Source organism: Sphingomonas hankookensis (assembly GCF_028551275.1).
GTDB classification, from domain to species: domain Bacteria; phylum Pseudomonadota; class Alphaproteobacteria; order Sphingomonadales; family Sphingomonadaceae; genus Sphingomonas; species Sphingomonas hankookensis_A.
Genome location: NZ_CP117025.1, coordinates 2,987,495 through 3,003,326, shown reverse-complemented (window position 1 = coordinate 3,003,326; position 15,832 = coordinate 2,987,495). Strand labels below are relative to the sequence as shown.

Genomic DNA, 15,832 nt, shown 5'->3' with positions numbered 1-15,832 from the left:
CCACGGCGACCATGCAAGCACCGGATCGCGTTCGTCGTGTCGTCATCCTGGGGGGCGGGACCGCCGGCTGGATGACGGCGGCCGCGCTGTCGCGCAGTTTCGGCGATACGGTCGCGATCACCCTGCTCGAATCCGATGCGATCGGCACCGTCGGCGTGGGCGAGGCGACGATCCCGACGATCCACTGGTTCAACGAGCTGATCGGGATCGACGAGGCAGAATTCTTGCGCGCGACGAAGGCGACGTTCAAGCTCGGCATCGAGTTCGTCGACTGGGCCGCGCCGGGACATCGCTATTTCCATCCCTTCGGACAGTTCGGGGCGACGCTGCCCGGCGTCGCTTTCCACCATCGCTGGCTGAAGGCGCAGGCGGAGGGCATGGACGTGCCGCTGTCCGCACTTTCGCTCGCGACGCAATTGGCGGCAGAAGGACGGTTCGCCAAGCCGGTGGGCGATCCGCGGTCGATCCTGTCGACGCTCGGCTATGCCTATCATTTCGATGCCGGGCTTTACGCCGCCTTCCTTCGACGGCGCAGCGAGGGCGCGGGCGTGGTCCGGGTCGAGGGACAGTTGCGCAACGTCGAGCGCGATAGCGACACCGGCCTGCTTACCGCGCTGGTCACCGAGCGCGGCGAACGCATCGCGGGCGACCTGTTCATCGACTGCTCGGGCTTTCGCGCGCTGCTGATCGCGGGGGAGATGGGGGAGGGCTATGAGGACTGGTCGCACTGGCTGCCCTGCGACCGCGCGGTCGCGGTGCCGTGCGCCCGGGTCGCGGCGACCACGCCGTTCACGCGATCGACCGCACGCGCGGCAGGGTGGCAATGGCGCATCCCGCTCCAGCATCGCACCGGCAACGGCTATGTCTATGCCAGCCGCTACGTGTCGGATGACGAGGCGGCGGCGACGCTGATGGCGAACCTCGATGGCGAGGCGCTGGCCGAACCGCGCTTCCTGCGCTTCACCGCCGGCACGCGGCGGCGGCCGTGGCGGGGCAATGTGGTCGCGATCGGGCTGTCGTCGGGATTCCTCGAACCGCTGGAATCGACCAGCATCCACCTGATCCAGAGCGGCATCGCCAAGCTGCTGACCTTGTTCCCGAACCGCGACCATGACCCGGCGCTGGCCGACCGGTTCAACACCGTGTTCGCCCGCGACATGGACGGGGTAAAGGATTTCCTGATCCTGCACTATCACGCCAACACCAACCCCGCCCCCCTGTGGCAGCACTGCCGGACGATGACGCTGCCCGAGACACTGATCGCGCGCGAGGAACAGTATCGGCGATCGGGGCGGATCATCCTCGATGCCGACGAATTGTTCCGCGACGCGAGCTGGCTGGCGGTGCTGAACGGTCAGGGGATCGTGGCGCAGGGCTATAACCCTCTGGCCGATGCGATCGACAGCGCGACGAATAAGGCGCAGGTCCGCCAGATCGCCGACGTGGTCGCGCGGGCCGCGCCGACGCTGCCGCTGCACGATGCCGCGCTGGCCGCGATCATCGGCACGGCATGACCGCGCCCGATATCGTCGCTCGGCGGGTCGGGACGGAGCGGCAACCGATCGCGATCGTCGACCATTTCCATCCCGACCCGGCAGCGTTGCGGGATATTGCCGCCGCCGCCCGGTTCGAACCGGCGCGACGGCAATATCCGGGCATCCGCGCGGCATTGCCGGGCGATTATTTCCAGGCGGTGCGGCCGGCGCTGTCGCAGGTGCTGGCACATGTCTTCGGTCATCGTGGCGGCGTCGCGCTGCTCGATGCCAGTTTCTCGATCGTGACCGTGCCGCCCGAACGGCTGTCCGTCGAGCAGCGATTGCCGCATTTCGACGCGGTCGAGCCGGACCGGATCGCACTGGTCCATTATCTGGGCGCGGGCGATAGCGGCGGCACCGCATTCTACCGCCATCGCACGACCGGGTTCGAGACGATCGACGCGACGCGTGCACCCGCCTATCTCGACGCGGTGACCCGCGAGGTGCGGCGGGTGCCGCCGCACGGCTTTATCGCCGGATCCACCCCGATGTTCGAACAGGTGTCGGCGATCGATGCGCGCTGCAACCGGGCGGTGATCTATCGCAGCGCGTTGCTGCACAGCGGATCGATCCCGCCCGGCGCGGTGCTGAGTGCCGATCCGCGTGAAGGGCGGCTGACGGTTACCGCCTTCCTGTCGCTGGGCTGAGCGCGCGCGGTGGCTGCACCGCCAGATAGACGGTGCTCCACAATTGTGCGGCGTTCGATTCATCCACGTCCTGCTTGCCGGCGCCGAACGCCATGACCCGGTATCGCCCGCCGCTATAGTCCCACGACCAGAGTTCGGAGCTCTGCGTCGCGCGGGTGGCGGCGATCGCGCGCCACAATGTCGCCTGCGCACGGGTCAGGACCGCGCGGGTCGCGGGCGGCAGGTCGCGGCGGGCGAGCTGCCGCTCGAGGCCGGCGGCGAACAACGCCTGCTGCCACGACCACACGACCGCGCCGTGATAGGCGGCCGGGGTGAAGCGCCCCTGTACGCTCGCGTCGGTCTGCGCCGGATTGGCGACGAGCATGCCGATATCGGTCATCAGCCCGGCGGGAAACGGTCGCATTGCCGCGGTGACATAGGTTTCCAGATCGGCGGGGGACGGTTCCGCGAACATCAGCGTGAAGCCTTCGTCGGAATGGACGATCGGGATCGGCCGGCCGGCGTCGTCGAGGGCGATCGCATGGAAGACCAGCGGCGCAGTGCCGAGGGCGGTGAGCGCGGGCGCGGCCGGGATGCCCAGCGTGCGGGCATAGTCGTCGATGCGCGGCCGGGCCTGGGTCGCGGGTATCGAGACGCGGAAGAGGGGCGGGGCGCGGTCGCGCCAGACAGCGGCCATCGCATCGGCCCGCGACAGCGCAGCGCGGTCCTGCGCCGTCAGGTAGCGGTCGAGCAGTCCGGCGCGCAGCAGCCGCGCCGCCGATTCGAGCGCGGCGGGCACGAACACCGCGTTGACGTCATAGGCATAGCGGCCGCGGCCCAGCCCCTCTTCGCTGTCGCGCCACTGGCCGGTCAGGCGGCCCTTGGGAATCGCGATCAGGCGCGAGGGTTCGGGGCGGTCGGCGAAGGGGCGTGCGCTGTCGATAACGTGGCGAAGGTTACGCACTAACGCCTTTCCGGCGGGGGCGGTGGTGCCGGGGATGGCTTCGCTGGCGATCGGGCGGTCGAGGAAGGCGCGGGCGGTGGCGGTGTTGCCGTGGTCGAGGAGATAGGCGGCGGCGACGGGGGCGAGCATATAGTCGTCGTCGACCATCGCGTAATCGAGCACGGCCGCGTCACTGCGCTGATTAAGTTTACGCCGGTCGACCACGGCGAACTCGCCAATGCCCTCTTCATGCGCGACATCGCCGCGCGCATCGAGCCGGGCGAGCACCGAACCCAGCCCCGCCTCGATCGCCTGCGGCTGCAACACCGGCATCAACAGGCGCAGCGACATCAGCGTGTCGCGACCGAAATAGGTCTGGAACCGCCACGACCCGGCGAGGAATTTTTCGCGATAGCTGAGGAAACGCAACGCGTTACGCGCGCCGGGATCGTTGGCGGCACGTGCGTTGAGCAATTCGTTCGCGGCAAGGCCGTGCAACGGCGTCTCCCCGCTCGACGCCAGGATTTCCATGCGCAGCGGCCGGCCGGCTGCGGCGACCAGCACGCCGCCCCGGATCGAGCCGGAGAGCAACCTTATCTGCAGCAGATAGCCGGGCCTGCCATCGAGGCGCGGGCGGCTCCAGCGGATCGTGTTGCCCGACACGACCGGATCGACCGCGACGTCGGCCGGAAAGCGACCCACCGACTGATAGTCGCGCAGGAAGCGGATCGACGACAGGACCGCCTGTTTCACCCGCAGTTCGGGCGCGTCGATGCTGGCGATGGTCTGCACGGCCGGTTGCGGACCGGCGATGCCCGGCGCGGTGGTCGGGCGCGGCGCCTGTTCCAGACGCCAGGTCGCCGCGCGCCCGACAGGTTCGAACCACAGCCCGACCCCGCTGTTCCCGGCGGGAAAGGCGACGAGGATGCGCGGATCGGTGCCGTTGCGCAGCAGCAGGTGCGCGGCGACCGGCCCTTCGCGGACAAAGGCGTTGAGATTCTGCCCCTCGGTCAGCTGATAGGCGAGTTCGGGCGCCCTGGCCGGTCGCTGTGCCACCGCCAGTCCCGTTCCCGCCAGCATCACGCCGGCCAGCATCCATCGCGCCACGGTCTTCATGTGTCGAACCTCTTTTGCGAAGCGCGCGACCCCGAAAAGGCCCCGCGCTCTTTCGTGACGTCATCGTACCCCCGCACCGGCGGGGGTCCAGAGCCAAGCAAAACAACGGCCTGCATTCGTGACCCTGGACCCCCGCCTGCGCGGGGGTACGGAAAGGCGACGACAGGGCCCGTCAGAACCGGAAGGTCAGCGTGCCCCCATAGGTCGGACCGACGATGCCGCGGGCATAGAAATAGCCGTCGGTAATCGCCTGGGTCTGACCCTGACGCGGATTGCCCTCGGTCAGGCCGACCACGTCGAACACGTTGTCGGCGTTCAGGTTCAGCTGCACCCGTTCGCTGAGGTTCAGGTTCACGCCGATCCCGGTCACGCCGTAGCTGGGCAGGGCGATGCCGTTGCCGTTGTCGGCAAAGATCTTGCCGACGAACTTGTAGCGGGCATAGACGTCGCCCAGCCCGTCGGGCAGCGTGAGCGTCGGCAGGATCGTGAACAGCTGCGCCGGCGTCCGTTCGGGGCGATTGCCCTCGAACGCCGCGCCCTGATCGACGCCGTCCAGCTGCAGGTTGAGCAGCTGCGGGTCCTGGAACACACCCTGGAAATCGACCGAGAACCAGTTGGTCGGCCGCACCACCAGGTCGATCTCGACCCCCTTGGTGCGCAGGTCGGCGTTCAGATTCTGCTGCTGCGACGGGTTGGTCGGGTTGGCGAAGTTGTAGTTCTGATTGTCGAAATTGGTGCGGAACACCGTCGCCGAGCCGGAGAAGAGGCGACCATATTGGTAGCGCACGCCGGCTTCGTACAGCTCGATCGTGGTGATCGGATCGACATTGTTGGTCTGGAACCCGTTGGCATAGCGGGCATAGACCGAGAAGTTCGGCGTGATCAGATAGTTGGCGCCGACCGTCCACGACGCCTTGCGCTGCGTGCGCTGCCGTGTGGTGAAGGTGCCGTCGAAGCTGGCGCCGACATTGCGGATGACGCCGCCGACGCCGGGCTGCACCGGCTGGTTCACCGCCAGCTGGTTGCCGTCGAGCGCGGTCGCGTCGTCGCTTTCCCAGCGCACGCCGCCGTCGACGCGCAGGTCGCCGAACGCGACTTCGTCGTTGACGTAGAGCGAGACCGCCGAGTCCCGCCGCTCGCGGATGCCGGCACCCCAGTCGCCATAGGAGACGAGGCCGTTGTCCGACAGCGTGCCGATGACCTGGTTGTTACCGTCCAGCGCGACGATGTCGTACACGTCGCTGTTGGTCTTCACGTCGTTGACCATGCTGGCGGTGGCCGACTGATCCTGCTTGCGGATCACGTTGTAATACATGACGCCGGCGGTCAGCGAGTTCTTGAACCGGTCGTTTTCATATTCCCAGCGACCGCCGACATTCGCGCCGAAATCGCGGCCGTCGATATAGTCGTGGTTGAGCGTGGTCCGCTGGAGGAAGCCGTTGCCGGCCAGCGCGGCGAGCTGTGCGGTCTGGTTCGACCCCAGCACCACGCCGGTCCGCAAATTCTTGATCCCGAAGCGCGTCGCCGCCGGATAGGCCGCGCGGCCGAGCGTCAGCAGGTCGTTGATCGGCGAGGAGGCGCCGGGCGTCAGATAGTTCTGCGCGCTGGTCAGGCCGGCATTGCCGGTGCCCGATCCTGGGAACAGGCCGTTGAAGTCGTAGGAATATTTCAGGTAGCGGGCATGGGCGAACAGGTCGATGGTCTCGCCCACCGGCTTTTCGATGTCGAAGCGGACCTGCGCGGTCTTCGCCTTGATCCCGTCGCGATAGCGGAATTCGCGGAAGCCGCTGGGATGGGCGAAGGTCGACACCGGCACCGCGATATTGGCGAAGGCATCGCCGCCGACATTGCCGTCCTGCGTATCCAGCCCCGGAATGCCGCGGATCTTGCCCCCGTCGAGGCGGTAGGGCATCGTCGCATAATAGGCGTTTTCGACATCGCCGCCCTTGGCCGACAGGCGCGCATAGCCGCCATCGTCGAAGCGATATTCGAGCATCCCCTTCAACCGCCAGCCGGCATAGTCGAACGGGTTTTCGCGCACGCCGGGGCTCGACTGGATATAGCCGCCGACATTGAAGGCGAGGTTTTCGGCCAGCGGCTGCGAATAATAGAAGTCGCCGCGCTTCATGCCGTAATTATAGGCGGTGACGCGTGCGGCTCCTTCGGCTTCCCTGAAGTTCGGGCGCTTCGAGATGAAGTTGATCGTCGCGCCCGCGCCGTTGACGGTCAGTACGCCCGACGACCCGCCCTTGACTGCTTCGAGGCGATCGATGGTCAGGTCCTGGTCGAAGAAGAAGTCGGCGCCGCCGCCGCCATAGAGGATCGGCATGCCGTCCTCCTGCAGCTGGACGAAGCGCTGGCCGCCGCCCTGCAGGCCGCGTACCGAATAGTTGTTCGATACCTGACCCGCCGTCGCTTCGACGAAGATGCCGGGCACCAGTTCGAGCATGTCGGCGGTCGAACGCGGCGCGCGCCGGTCGATATCGGCGCGGTCGGCGAGCGTGATATCGGCCGATGCGGTGATGAGCGGACGATCGCGCGAGGTCGTGCCGGTGACGACGATCACGTCCTGTTCGTCATCGGCGGTCGTGGTGCCGTCGGTCGCCTGCGTCGCGGCCGGATCGGCCGGCGCGGTCTGCGCCCAGGCGATCGTCGGCAGCATAGCGGCGCCAGCCAGCAATGCTGCACGCGCGGCTGCGCGATTGAATGTCAGCATGTTCCCTCTCCACCCAGATATTCCGTTGGTCCCGGCATTGCTGGGACCGGTTACATCTAGACCCCGGCGGAAAGGCCGGCAATCATGGTATACCGGGAACCGTATCAGAAAGTCGTTCTGTGGCGATTGCGCAACATTGGCTGGAACGGGTGCGGCCAAGTCGCCGTAAAGTCTTGCGAACCGCGTTGCTGGGCGCGGGCATGGCGGCGGTCGTGCGACCGGTGCGGGCGGCATCGTCGCGGGTCGAGGCGCTGATCACGCGGATGACCCTGGCCGAGAAGGCGGGACAACTCAGCTGTTTCAACGACGAGGTTCGGCCGGTCGGCGCGGTGTTCAATCCGGTCGTCGATCCCCGCGGGCGCGACGCGATGCTGGCCGATATCCGCGCCGGGCGGGTCGGCATGCTGTTCAACGGCTATGGCGTAGCGGGTGCGCGGGTGGCGCAGGCAGCGGCGTTGCAAAGCCGGCTGCGCATCCCGCTGGCCTTTGCCGCCGACGTGCTGCACGGCTGTCGCACGATCTTTCCGATCCCGCTGGCCGAGGCGGCGGCGTTCGACCCCGACCTGTCGCGGCGTGCGGCGCGAGCGGTCGCGCGCGAGACAACGGCGGGCGGCATCCATTGGACCTTCGCGCCGATGGTCGATGTCGCGCGCGACCAGCGCTGGGGCCGGGTGGCGGAAGGGGCGGGGGAGGATGTGCTGCTCAACCGCGTGCTGGCGGCGGCGCGGGTCGAAGGGTTTCAGGGACCGGACCTGACGCGCCCCGACGCGCTGCTGGCGACGCCCAAGCATTTCGTCGGCTATGGCGCGGTGCGCGGCGGCATGGAATATGCCGCGGTCGACATGAGCATGGCCGAGCTGCGCGAGACGTTCGTGCCGCCCTTCGCCGCCGCCTTTGCCGCCGGGGCGGGCGCGACGATGGCGTCGTTCACCGATTTTGGCGGGGTGCCGGTCAGCGCCAACCGGCCGCTGCTGACCGACCTGTTGCGCGGCGAACTGGGCTTCGACGGGGTGTGCGTGTCGGATTACGATGCCGACCGCGAGCTGATCGCGCACGGTATCGCGGCGGACGAGGCCGATGCGGCGCGGCTGGCGATCCTCGCCGGGATCGACATGTCGATGCAGAGCGGGTTGTTCGTGCGGCACCTGCCGGCGCTGGTGACGAGCGGCCGGGTGCCGGTGGCGGCGGTCGACCAGGCGGTGCGGCGGGTGCTGACGCTGAAGGAGCGGCTGGGCCTGTTCGACGATCCGTTCCGATCGATCGATGCGCGGGCCGAGCGGCGCGAGACGGGGAGCGTGGCGATCCGGCGGACCGCGCGCGAGGTGGCGACGCGATCGATCGTGCTGTTGCGCAACGATCGCGACCTGCTGCCGCTGCCGCGCACCGGGCGGCGCATCGCGCTGATCGGGCCGTTCGGTGCGGACCGGGCGAATTTGAACGGGCCATGGTCGTTCGCGGGCGATGCGACGGACGGGATCGATATCGCGCAAGGCGTGCGCGCGATGCTGGCCGATCCGCAGGCGCTCAGCGTCGAGGCGGGGTGCGGGATCGTCGATCCGCTGCCCGGCGGGATCGAGCGCGCGGTGGCGGCGGCGCGCGCGGCGGACGTGGTTCTGCTGGCGATCGGCGAGGGCGCCGACATGTCGGGCGAGGGCAACAGCCGCACCGCTATCGTCGTGCCGCCGGTGCAGCAGGCGCTGGCGGAGGTGGTCGCGGCGACCGGGCGGCCGGTGGTGGTGCTGTTGCGCCATGGCCGGGCGCTGGCGCTGGACGGGGCGGTGCGCGATGCGCCCGCGCTGCTCGCGACGTGGTTCCTGGGGGAACAGACCGGTCCGGCGATCGCCGACATCCTGTTCGGCGTCGTGGAGCCGACCGGACGGCTGCCGGTCAGCTTTCCGATGGCAAGCGGACAGCAGCCCTGGTCCTATGACCGGCGCAGCACCGGGCGGCCGGCCCCCGACAGCGATCCGATGGCGGCGGGCCGCAGCCATTGGCGTGATGCGCCGGACCGCGCGCTATACCCGTTCGGGTCGGGCATGGGGTATACGCGCTTCGCGCTGTCCGAGCTGCGCCTGCCGGCCATGGTCGCGGCGGGGGCGGCGGTGCCGGTATCGGTGGCGGTGCGCAACATCGGCGCGCGGACCGGAACGGCACTGGTCCGCGTCGACCTGCACGACCGGGTGGCGAGCAGGAGCCGACCGGTGCGCCAGATGAAGGCGTTCGCGCGGGTGACGCTGGCACCGGGCGCCGAGACGCGGGTCGCGCTGGAGATCGCCGGCGACGCGCTGGCGCTGGTGGCGAGCGACGGGACGTGGCGGATCGAACCGGGCGCGTTCGACTGCTGGGTCAATGCGGGGGACGATGCCGAAATTGCGGGGGCGTTCGAGGTGCGGTGAACGGAGGGCTCGGAGGCCGCGCCGGTGAGGCGGGATCAGGGTTGCGGTTCGGCGCGCAGCCAGCCCGTGATCGAATAGCGCCGCGCCGGGGCGGCACGGGTCACTTCGCTGACGCTGTGTTCCTGCGGCACGGCAAAGATGGTCATCCGGTTGAACCCCGGCGCGACCGCGCGCAGTTCGCCGTCCGGCCCGTGGAACAGCAGCAGCCCGCCCCATTCGGGCCGCCATCCCGGGGTGAGGCCAAAGACATAGGCGGCCCGGCGATGCTTGCCCGCGACGGCATCGTCATGGACGGTCAGGAAATCGCCGGGGGCATAGGCGGTCGCCTGCGCATCGGCGAACCGTACGTCACCCGCCCCGGTAATCGCCCGCAAGGCGTCCAGCATCGCCGGCGACGACATCCAGCGGGCGAAACCGCCAAGCGGGGTCGTATCGCCCGCGCGGTCCCGCACGGCGTCGGACACGCGGATGCTGTCGAAGCGGAACTGAAAGCCGGCGCGCGCGGCGGCATAGACCGCGAGGTTCAGCGCCTCGGCCCGTTCCGGCGGGATCGCCCCCCATCCGGCGCGGTCGAATTCGACGACCTGGTCGCCGCTCAGCACCAGCTTGCGCCAGTCGGTCCGCTGGCGCAGATGCGCCGAAAGCAGCAGCGCGGCATCGCCGGCCAGGGCATTGTCGATCACCACGCGCCCGTCGCGGCGATAGCGTTCGGCGAGCATCGCGAGATCGAGGGTCGGGTCGAGCGTGAACATCGGTGCCGGATGGCATGGCACCGATCGCGCGGCGAATGAAGCCCCCGTGTCGGGCGACGGCTTGCGCCATCGCGCCGGCTGGGCGAAACCTTTCGCGTATGACCACCCGGTATTCCGCATGATCGAACTGCTCGCGCTCAACCCGTCGCTCGACCGGACGGCACTTGCCGCGCAATTCGCGGCGGACGGACGGGTGCAGATCCGCGATGTGCTGACCGATGTCTCGGCACGCGCGCTCCACCGCGTCATCGCCGAACAGACGCCATGGGGCATCGCCTATGATGTCGGCACCGACAAGCCGGTCGGGCTGACCGCCGCCGAGTTCGCCGCGCTCGACCCGGCACGCCGCACCGCCATCCGCGAGGCGATCGAGCAGGCGATGCGCGGGCGCGACTATGGCTTTTCCTATGCGCGCTACCCGATCCTCGATGCCTATCTCCAGCACTGGGCGCCGGGCGGGCCGCACGACATCGTGCTCGAACATATCAACGACGCGCCGTTCCTCGACCTGGTGCGCGGCGTCACCGGCATGCCCGACCTGCGCAAGGCCGATGCGCAGGCGACCTTGTTCGCGCCGGGCCAGTTCCTGGCGGAACATAGCGACTCCCATGTCGGGGAGGGGTGGCGCATTGCATACGTCCTGTCGCTCTGCGCGGTCGACTGGCGGCCCGATTGGGGCGGCTATCTCCAGTTCTTCGACGACGATGGCGATATCGTCGCGGGATATCGGCCGCGCTTCAACGCCCTGAGCCTGTTCGCGGTGCCGCGCCCGCATGCCGTCAGCTATGTGCCGCCATTCGCGCCGGTCGGGCGCTATTCGATCACCGGCTGGTTCCGCGACCGGTGAGCGCCGCCACGCTTCGACAGGCGGCGCTGGCGGCGGCTGCGCGGGGCGACGACGCCGCAGCGGCCAGGGGCTTCGCGCAGGCGGTGGCGACCTATCCGGGGAATGCCGCGCTGCTGAACAGTGCCGGGAATTTTCATGCCGGGGCGGGGCGGGCGGCGGAAGCACTGGCGCTGTTCGACCGTGCACTCGGCATCGATCCGGCGCTTGGCGAGGCGGCGATCAACCGCGCGATCGTCCTGACCCGGCTGGGCCACGCAGCCGAGGCGGTGGACGACCTGACCGCGCGTCAGGGCGCGCTTGCCGGGCATCCACGCTATTGGACGACGCGCGCCGCAGCCGAAAATGCTGCGGGAAACCTGCGCGGGGCAGCCGCCAGCTATGACGAGCAACTGCGCCGCGATCCGCGCAACCGCCGGGCGCTCCATGGCCGGGCGCGCATCGCGCTCGACCGGGGCGATGGCAGCGCGATCGCCCAGTATGATGCCGCGCTGGCCGAGACGCCGGGCGACCCGTGGCTGTTGCACGGGCTGGCACAGGCGCTGGAGGCGGCAGGCGACCGGGCGGCCGCGCTTGAGCTGTCGGAGCAATTGGCGACGCAGCTGCCGCAATGGATCGACGCGCTCGAACTCCATGCGACGCTGCGCTGGGCAGCAGGCGATCGGGACGATTTCTGCGATCATTATGCCGCGGCCGTGCCGCATCATGCCGATGGCGCGGCGGAGCGATCCTGGGCGGCGATGCTGGCCGGGATCGATGCGCATGCCGCCGCCGCCGACATCCTGGCGCAATGCCGTGCGCGGATCGGTCCGCGCGACCCGTTGCTGCTCGACGAAGCGGTCTATCGTGGCGAGGCCGGGGACGATGCGGGTGCCGAGGCGATCTTTGCCGCCGGGACGCCCGCAACCCCCGACTGGTGGATTGCCGCCGCACGGCAGGCGCTGCGGGCCGGACGCCCCGAACAGGCCGATACGCTGCTGGGACAGGCGATCGCGGTGCGGGATGATGACGTGATGGCGTGGAGCCTGCGCGATCTGGCATGGCGGGTGCTGGGCGATCCGCGCCACGACTGGCTGCATGGCAACCCTGCGCTGATCCGCGAAGCGTCGCTCGACCTGTCCGACGCGGCGCTGACGGACGCGATCGCGACGCTCGACCTGCTCCACGACCGCGCGGCGATGCCGATCGGTCAGTCGGTCAAGCTGGGCAGCCAGACGCGCGGCGGGCTGTTCCAGCGTGACGAACCCGCGATCCGGGTCGTCGCGCAGGCGGTGGAGCGGGCGCTCGGCGCCTATCGCGAGTCGCTGCCGGCGGCCGATCCGACACATCCGTTGCTGCGGGCCCGCGAGCGGCCGTGGCGGATCGCAGGAAGCTGGTCGATCCGCTTGAGCGGGGAGGGGCGCCACGCGCCGCATGTCCATCCCGAAGGGCTGTTGTCGTCGGCGGCCTATTTCGCGGTACCCGGTGGCGGGGCGGGCATGCTGGAGCTTGGCCGGCCGCCTGCGAACCTGCGCCTCGACCTGCCGCCGCTGCGGACGGTCGTGCCGCGCGTCGGACGATGCGTCCTGTTCCCCAGCACCCTGTTCCACGGCACTCGGCCGATCGCGTCGGGCAAGCGGATGACGATCGCCTTCGACGTCGCTTCACGCTGAAAGCGAAAGGGGCACCCGCGTCGCCGCGGATGCCCCCCTTGTTTCCATCGACGGACGACGGCGTCAGAACTGAAGCCGTGCACCCACGAAGAAATCGCGACCCAGCACGTCATAGGTGCCGGGGAAGGTGTTCGCCTGTTCCTGCAGCGAGCCGAGCACTTCCGGCTTCTGGTTGGTCAGGTTGTTGACGCCGATGTTGATCTGCAGCTTGTCGGTCGCATCGAACGCCGCGGCCAGATCGACATAGTTCACCGCGCCGATCCGTGCGTTCGGGAACAGCGCCGGATCCTGCGGCGTGCGCACCAGGCCGACGAACGTGTTGTTGAGACGACGATCCTCGACGCCCCCGAAATAGCGCCAGCGCGCCGACAGGACCATCGGGCCGTCGGATACGCTGAGGCGGGCATTGTGCTTCCACTTCGGCATCGGGTTGAGCGTCGGCACGATCGGAACCGAACCCTCGCCGATCGTCTCACGCTCCGGAATCGCGGCGACCGACGTGCTGCGGAACTTGTCGAGCCACGTGCCGAGGAACGAGAAGCTGATGTTCGAACGATCCCCGCCGGTGATCGAGAAATCGACCGGCAGCGAATAATCGGCGGCGACGTCGATGCCCGAGGTCCGGAGCGTCGCGATGTTGGCCGACAGCACGTTCGGGTTACGCCCGCCCGACGTTTCGCCGATCGCCCCGGTCGCCGTGTTGCGAACGCCCTGGAAGATCGAACAGATCGGGTTGCTGAGGTTCTGCGCCACGGTGAAGCACAGCGAGAGCGCATCGTTCAGGCCGCCACCGAAGGTCGCGATCGTGTCCTGCACCTTGATGTTGAAGTAATCGACCGTGACGTTCAGGCGTGGAATGAAGCTCGGACGGAACACGACACCGGCGGTGTAGGTGTCCGAGGTTTCTTCCTGCAGGTTGGGATCGCCGCCGAAATTGGCCTGGATCTGGGCGTTCGGCTGCACCGCGCGGGTGAACACCGCAGCCGCCGGCACGCCGTTGGCGATGCAGAGCTGGCGGATGGCCTCCGTCCGGTTGGCCGGGGCGCCGCGATCCGAACACGGGTCCTGCGCCTGCGGGAATCCGGTCGAGTTGCCGCCGAACAGGTCCTGCACGTTCGGCGCACGCACCGCACGGGCATATTGGCCACGCAGCGTGATGTCGCGGACTGGCGAGAGCTGCGCACCGGCGGCATAGGTCCACACCCCGCCCACTGCGTTCAGCGAATAGTCCGAATAGCGGGCGTTGCCGGTCAGTTCGAGCTTGTGGACGATGTTCTCGCTCAGCAGCGGCACGTTCAGTTCGCCGAACACTTCGCGCGCACTATATTCGCCGCTGGTCGGCTGACCCGCGTTGAAGCCGGCGACGTCGCCCGATGCCAGGAAGGTGTCGGGACGATAGCTGGCCGACATGCCGCGATATTCGACACCGGCGGCGAAGGCGACCGCATCGGCATTGTTGCCGATGGTGAACAGGTCGCCGTTCACCGAGCCGACGAAGTTGCGGATGTCCGAGCGTTCGAGGTTGGTCGAATTGATCGTGACGTAGCGGATCGCCGCCGGATCGGCGAGGCCGAGCCCGAAGACGTTGAGCGGACGGCAGCCGGCAAGACGCGCAGCGGCGTTGCGGCACTGGAGGGTGCCGTTGACGATCTCCGTCTCGGTCGCCGCGGCGAAGCGGCTGCGCGAGATGTTGCCCTGCTGGAACTGCTGGTTCTCGGTCCGGGCATACATATAGTACACGTCGAAGCGCAGGTCCTCGGTGATGTCGCCGCGGATACCGCCCAGCAGGCGGAACGCGGAACGGCTGGCGTCGACGTTGCGCGGACCCGACTGGTTGAAGCGGAAGTTTACGTTGGTGGTGACATAGCCGTCGCCATCGGTGTCGAGCGGACGCAGCAGGCCGCGCGTCTGGTCGTTGAACCACGGGCTGGCGATCTGCAGGTTCAGCGCCTGGCCGATCGGTGTCGGGGCCAGTTCCTGCGGGACCGACGTCTTGACGAAGCTCAGTTCGGTATAGCCGGTGATGTTCTCGGCGATTTCATAGCTGCCATAGCCACCCATCAGGTAGCGTTCCTGCGGCAGCTGCAGATAGTTGTCGGGCGCGAAGTTGTAGAGATCGGCCGGATCGTTGAACGCACGCGTGCCGCCGCCGGTCGGGTTGAACACATAGCCAAGCGCCGCGCCGCCGGTGGTGATGGCGGGCAGCGTCGCTATCGGGGTCGATGCCGAACCCTGCGGCACCAGGCCGACTTCGCCGCCGCGCGTGGCGCAGGTCGACAGCGCGCCGCCGAGGTTGGTGCCGATGCCGGTCTGCGAATTGGTCGAACCGCGCACGATGCAGCCATCGCCTGCCGCATTGCGCGAGAAGGCGCGCGCGTCCTGGAAGATCGGTTCGCGACGGGTATAGTTGGCATAGACGGTGACCGAGCCGCGACCGTCGGCGAACTTCGATCCGAACGCGAAGTTCACGTCATAGCGTGCGCCGTCGCCCTGTTCGGTCAGCGCATACTGCCCGCCGATGATGGCGCCGTTCAGGTCCTGACGCAGGTTGAAGTTGACGACGCCTGCAATCGCATCCGAACCATAGGTCGCCGACTGACCGCCGGTCAGCACTTCGACATTCTGCAGCATGAACTGCGGAATGGTGTTCAGGTCGACGATCTGGTTGGTGTCGTACGACATCCAGCGGCGACCGTTGACCAGCACCAGTGTGCGGGTCGCGCCCAGGTTGCGCAGGTTCAGCGTCGCCGCGCCGGTGCCCGGGTTGTTCGAGAACCCGGTCGTGCCCGGCACGGCCTGCGGCAGCGTGTTGATGACCTGTTCGACGTTGACCGCGCCAGTCAGCTGGAATTCTTCCGCCGCCACGACCGCGATCGGGCTGGGCGAGGTCAGGTCGCGCCGCTGGATGCGCGATCCGGTGACCACGATCGTATCGTCACCGGCGCCGCTGGCTTCGGTCGTTTCCTGAAGCCCGGTCCCGGTCGTCGGTTCGGCGACCTGCGCCAGCGCGGGCGAGGTCAGCGCGATCGCAGCCCCGGCAAAGACGGTGGTCGTCAGCAATCGCGAGCGAAATGCTACCATGTAGGATGATCCCCCAATTCGTTACGATGCGCGGCGTGCGCTTCGTGGAGCCGCCAGTTCGATCTGGTTTGCGTGGTCCTGCGGGTCACTAGATCAATCGAAGATCGAGATCGCAACCGGGCAGAAGGGGGGCAGTGTCGGTTATGTAATGGATGTGTCTTTTTAGTTACA

The 15,832-nt window shown here is 68.4% G+C and carries 9 protein-coding genes; 5 read left to right on the top strand and 4 right to left on the bottom strand.

The window, feature by feature from the left end:
* Positions 1–11: 11 nt before the first annotated feature.
* Both PPZ50_RS14235 and PPZ50_RS14230 read left to right on the top strand, forming a co-directional pair.
* Positions 12–1,514, top strand: a complete 1,503-nt coding sequence (locus PPZ50_RS14235) for a tryptophan halogenase family protein (protein WP_066689585.1) — start codon at positions 12–14, stop codon at positions 1,512–1,514.
* Positions 1,511–2,182, top strand: coding sequence for a DUF6445 family protein (locus tag PPZ50_RS14230; protein ID WP_066689586.1), 672 nt, complete (start codon positions 1,511–1,513; stop codon positions 2,180–2,182). The genes PPZ50_RS14235 and PPZ50_RS14230 overlap by 4 nt, the downstream gene beginning before the upstream one ends.
* Here PPZ50_RS14230 and PPZ50_RS14225 read toward each other — a convergent pair.
* Both PPZ50_RS14225 and PPZ50_RS14220 read right to left on the bottom strand, forming a co-directional pair.
* The gene (locus tag PPZ50_RS14225) at positions 2,157–4,220 is read right to left on the bottom strand and encodes a hypothetical protein (RefSeq protein WP_066689587.1); all 2,064 of its coding nucleotides are present in this window, start codon (positions 4,218–4,220) and stop codon (positions 2,157–2,159) included. The two genes, PPZ50_RS14230 and PPZ50_RS14225, sit on opposite strands and share 26 nt — an antisense overlap.
* A 172-nt stretch (positions 4,221–4,392) precedes the next feature.
* Positions 4,393–6,936 carry a TonB-dependent receptor domain-containing protein gene (locus tag PPZ50_RS14220; RefSeq protein WP_126013959.1) on the bottom strand — a complete coding sequence of 848 codons (2,544 nt, stop codon included), beginning with the start codon at positions 6,934–6,936 and terminating at the stop codon, positions 4,393–4,395.
* Between the two features lie 200 nt (positions 6,937–7,136).
* On the opposite strand from PPZ50_RS14220, the gene PPZ50_RS14215 reads away from it, so the two are divergent.
* Entirely contained in the window at positions 7,137–9,332 is a 2,196-nt protein-coding gene (locus PPZ50_RS14215; protein WP_084401448.1) for a glycoside hydrolase family 3 N-terminal domain-containing protein, read from the top strand.
* Positions 9,333–9,367: 35 nt separating this feature from the next.
* Here PPZ50_RS14215 and PPZ50_RS14210 read toward each other — a convergent pair whose 3' ends face one another.
* Positions 9,368–10,084 carry a 2OG-Fe(II) oxygenase gene (locus PPZ50_RS14210; RefSeq protein ID WP_066689589.1) on the bottom strand — a complete coding sequence of 239 codons (717 nt, stop codon included), beginning with the start codon at positions 10,082–10,084 and terminating at the stop codon, positions 9,368–9,370.
* Here PPZ50_RS14210 and PPZ50_RS14205 point away from each other — a divergent pair.
* Positions 10,077–10,931 (top strand): 2OG-Fe(II) oxygenase, encoded by an 855-nt coding sequence (locus PPZ50_RS14205; protein WP_232307917.1) that lies wholly within the window; start codon positions 10,077–10,079, stop codon positions 10,929–10,931. The genes PPZ50_RS14210 and PPZ50_RS14205 overlap by 8 nt on opposite strands.
* On the top strand, positions 10,928–12,580 hold the full coding sequence (locus PPZ50_RS14200; protein ID WP_272815347.1) for a putative 2OG-Fe(II) oxygenase: 1,653 nt from the start codon (positions 10,928–10,930) through the stop codon (positions 12,578–12,580). The genes PPZ50_RS14205 and PPZ50_RS14200 overlap by 4 nt, the downstream gene beginning before the upstream one ends.
* A gap of 63 nt (positions 12,581–12,643) precedes the next feature.
* Here PPZ50_RS14200 and PPZ50_RS14195 read toward each other — a convergent pair whose 3' ends face one another.
* Positions 12,644–15,661, bottom strand: coding sequence for a TonB-dependent receptor plug domain-containing protein (locus PPZ50_RS14195; RefSeq protein ID WP_272815346.1), 3,018 nt, complete (start codon positions 15,659–15,661; stop codon positions 12,644–12,646).
* Between the last annotated feature and the right edge of the window lie 171 nt (positions 15,662–15,832).

Excerpts from the sequence above, each read along its gene's own strand:
- PPZ50_RS14235 (WP_066689585.1), top strand. The coding sequence starts at position 12 with ATGCAAGCACCGGATCGCGTTCGTCGTGTCGTCATCCTGGGGGGCGGG.
- PPZ50_RS14230 (WP_066689586.1), top strand. The coding sequence starts at position 1,511 with ATGACCGCGCCCGATATCGTCGCTCGGCGGGTCGGGACGGAGCGGCAA.
- PPZ50_RS14225 (WP_066689587.1), bottom strand. The coding sequence starts at position 4,220 with ATGAAGACCGTGGCGCGATGGATGCTGGCCGGCGTGATGCTGGCGGGA.
- PPZ50_RS14220 (WP_126013959.1), bottom strand. The coding sequence starts at position 6,936 with ATGCTGACATTCAATCGCGCAGCCGCGCGTGCAGCATTGCTGGCTGGC.
- PPZ50_RS14215 (WP_084401448.1), top strand. The coding sequence starts at position 7,137 with ATGGCGGCGGTCGTGCGACCGGTGCGGGCGGCATCGTCGCGGGTCGAG.
- PPZ50_RS14210 (WP_066689589.1), bottom strand. The coding sequence starts at position 10,084 with ATGTTCACGCTCGACCCGACCCTCGATCTCGCGATGCTCGCCGAACGC.
- PPZ50_RS14195 (WP_272815346.1), bottom strand. The coding sequence starts at position 15,661 with ATGGTAGCATTTCGCTCGCGATTGCTGACGACCACCGTCTTTGCCGGG.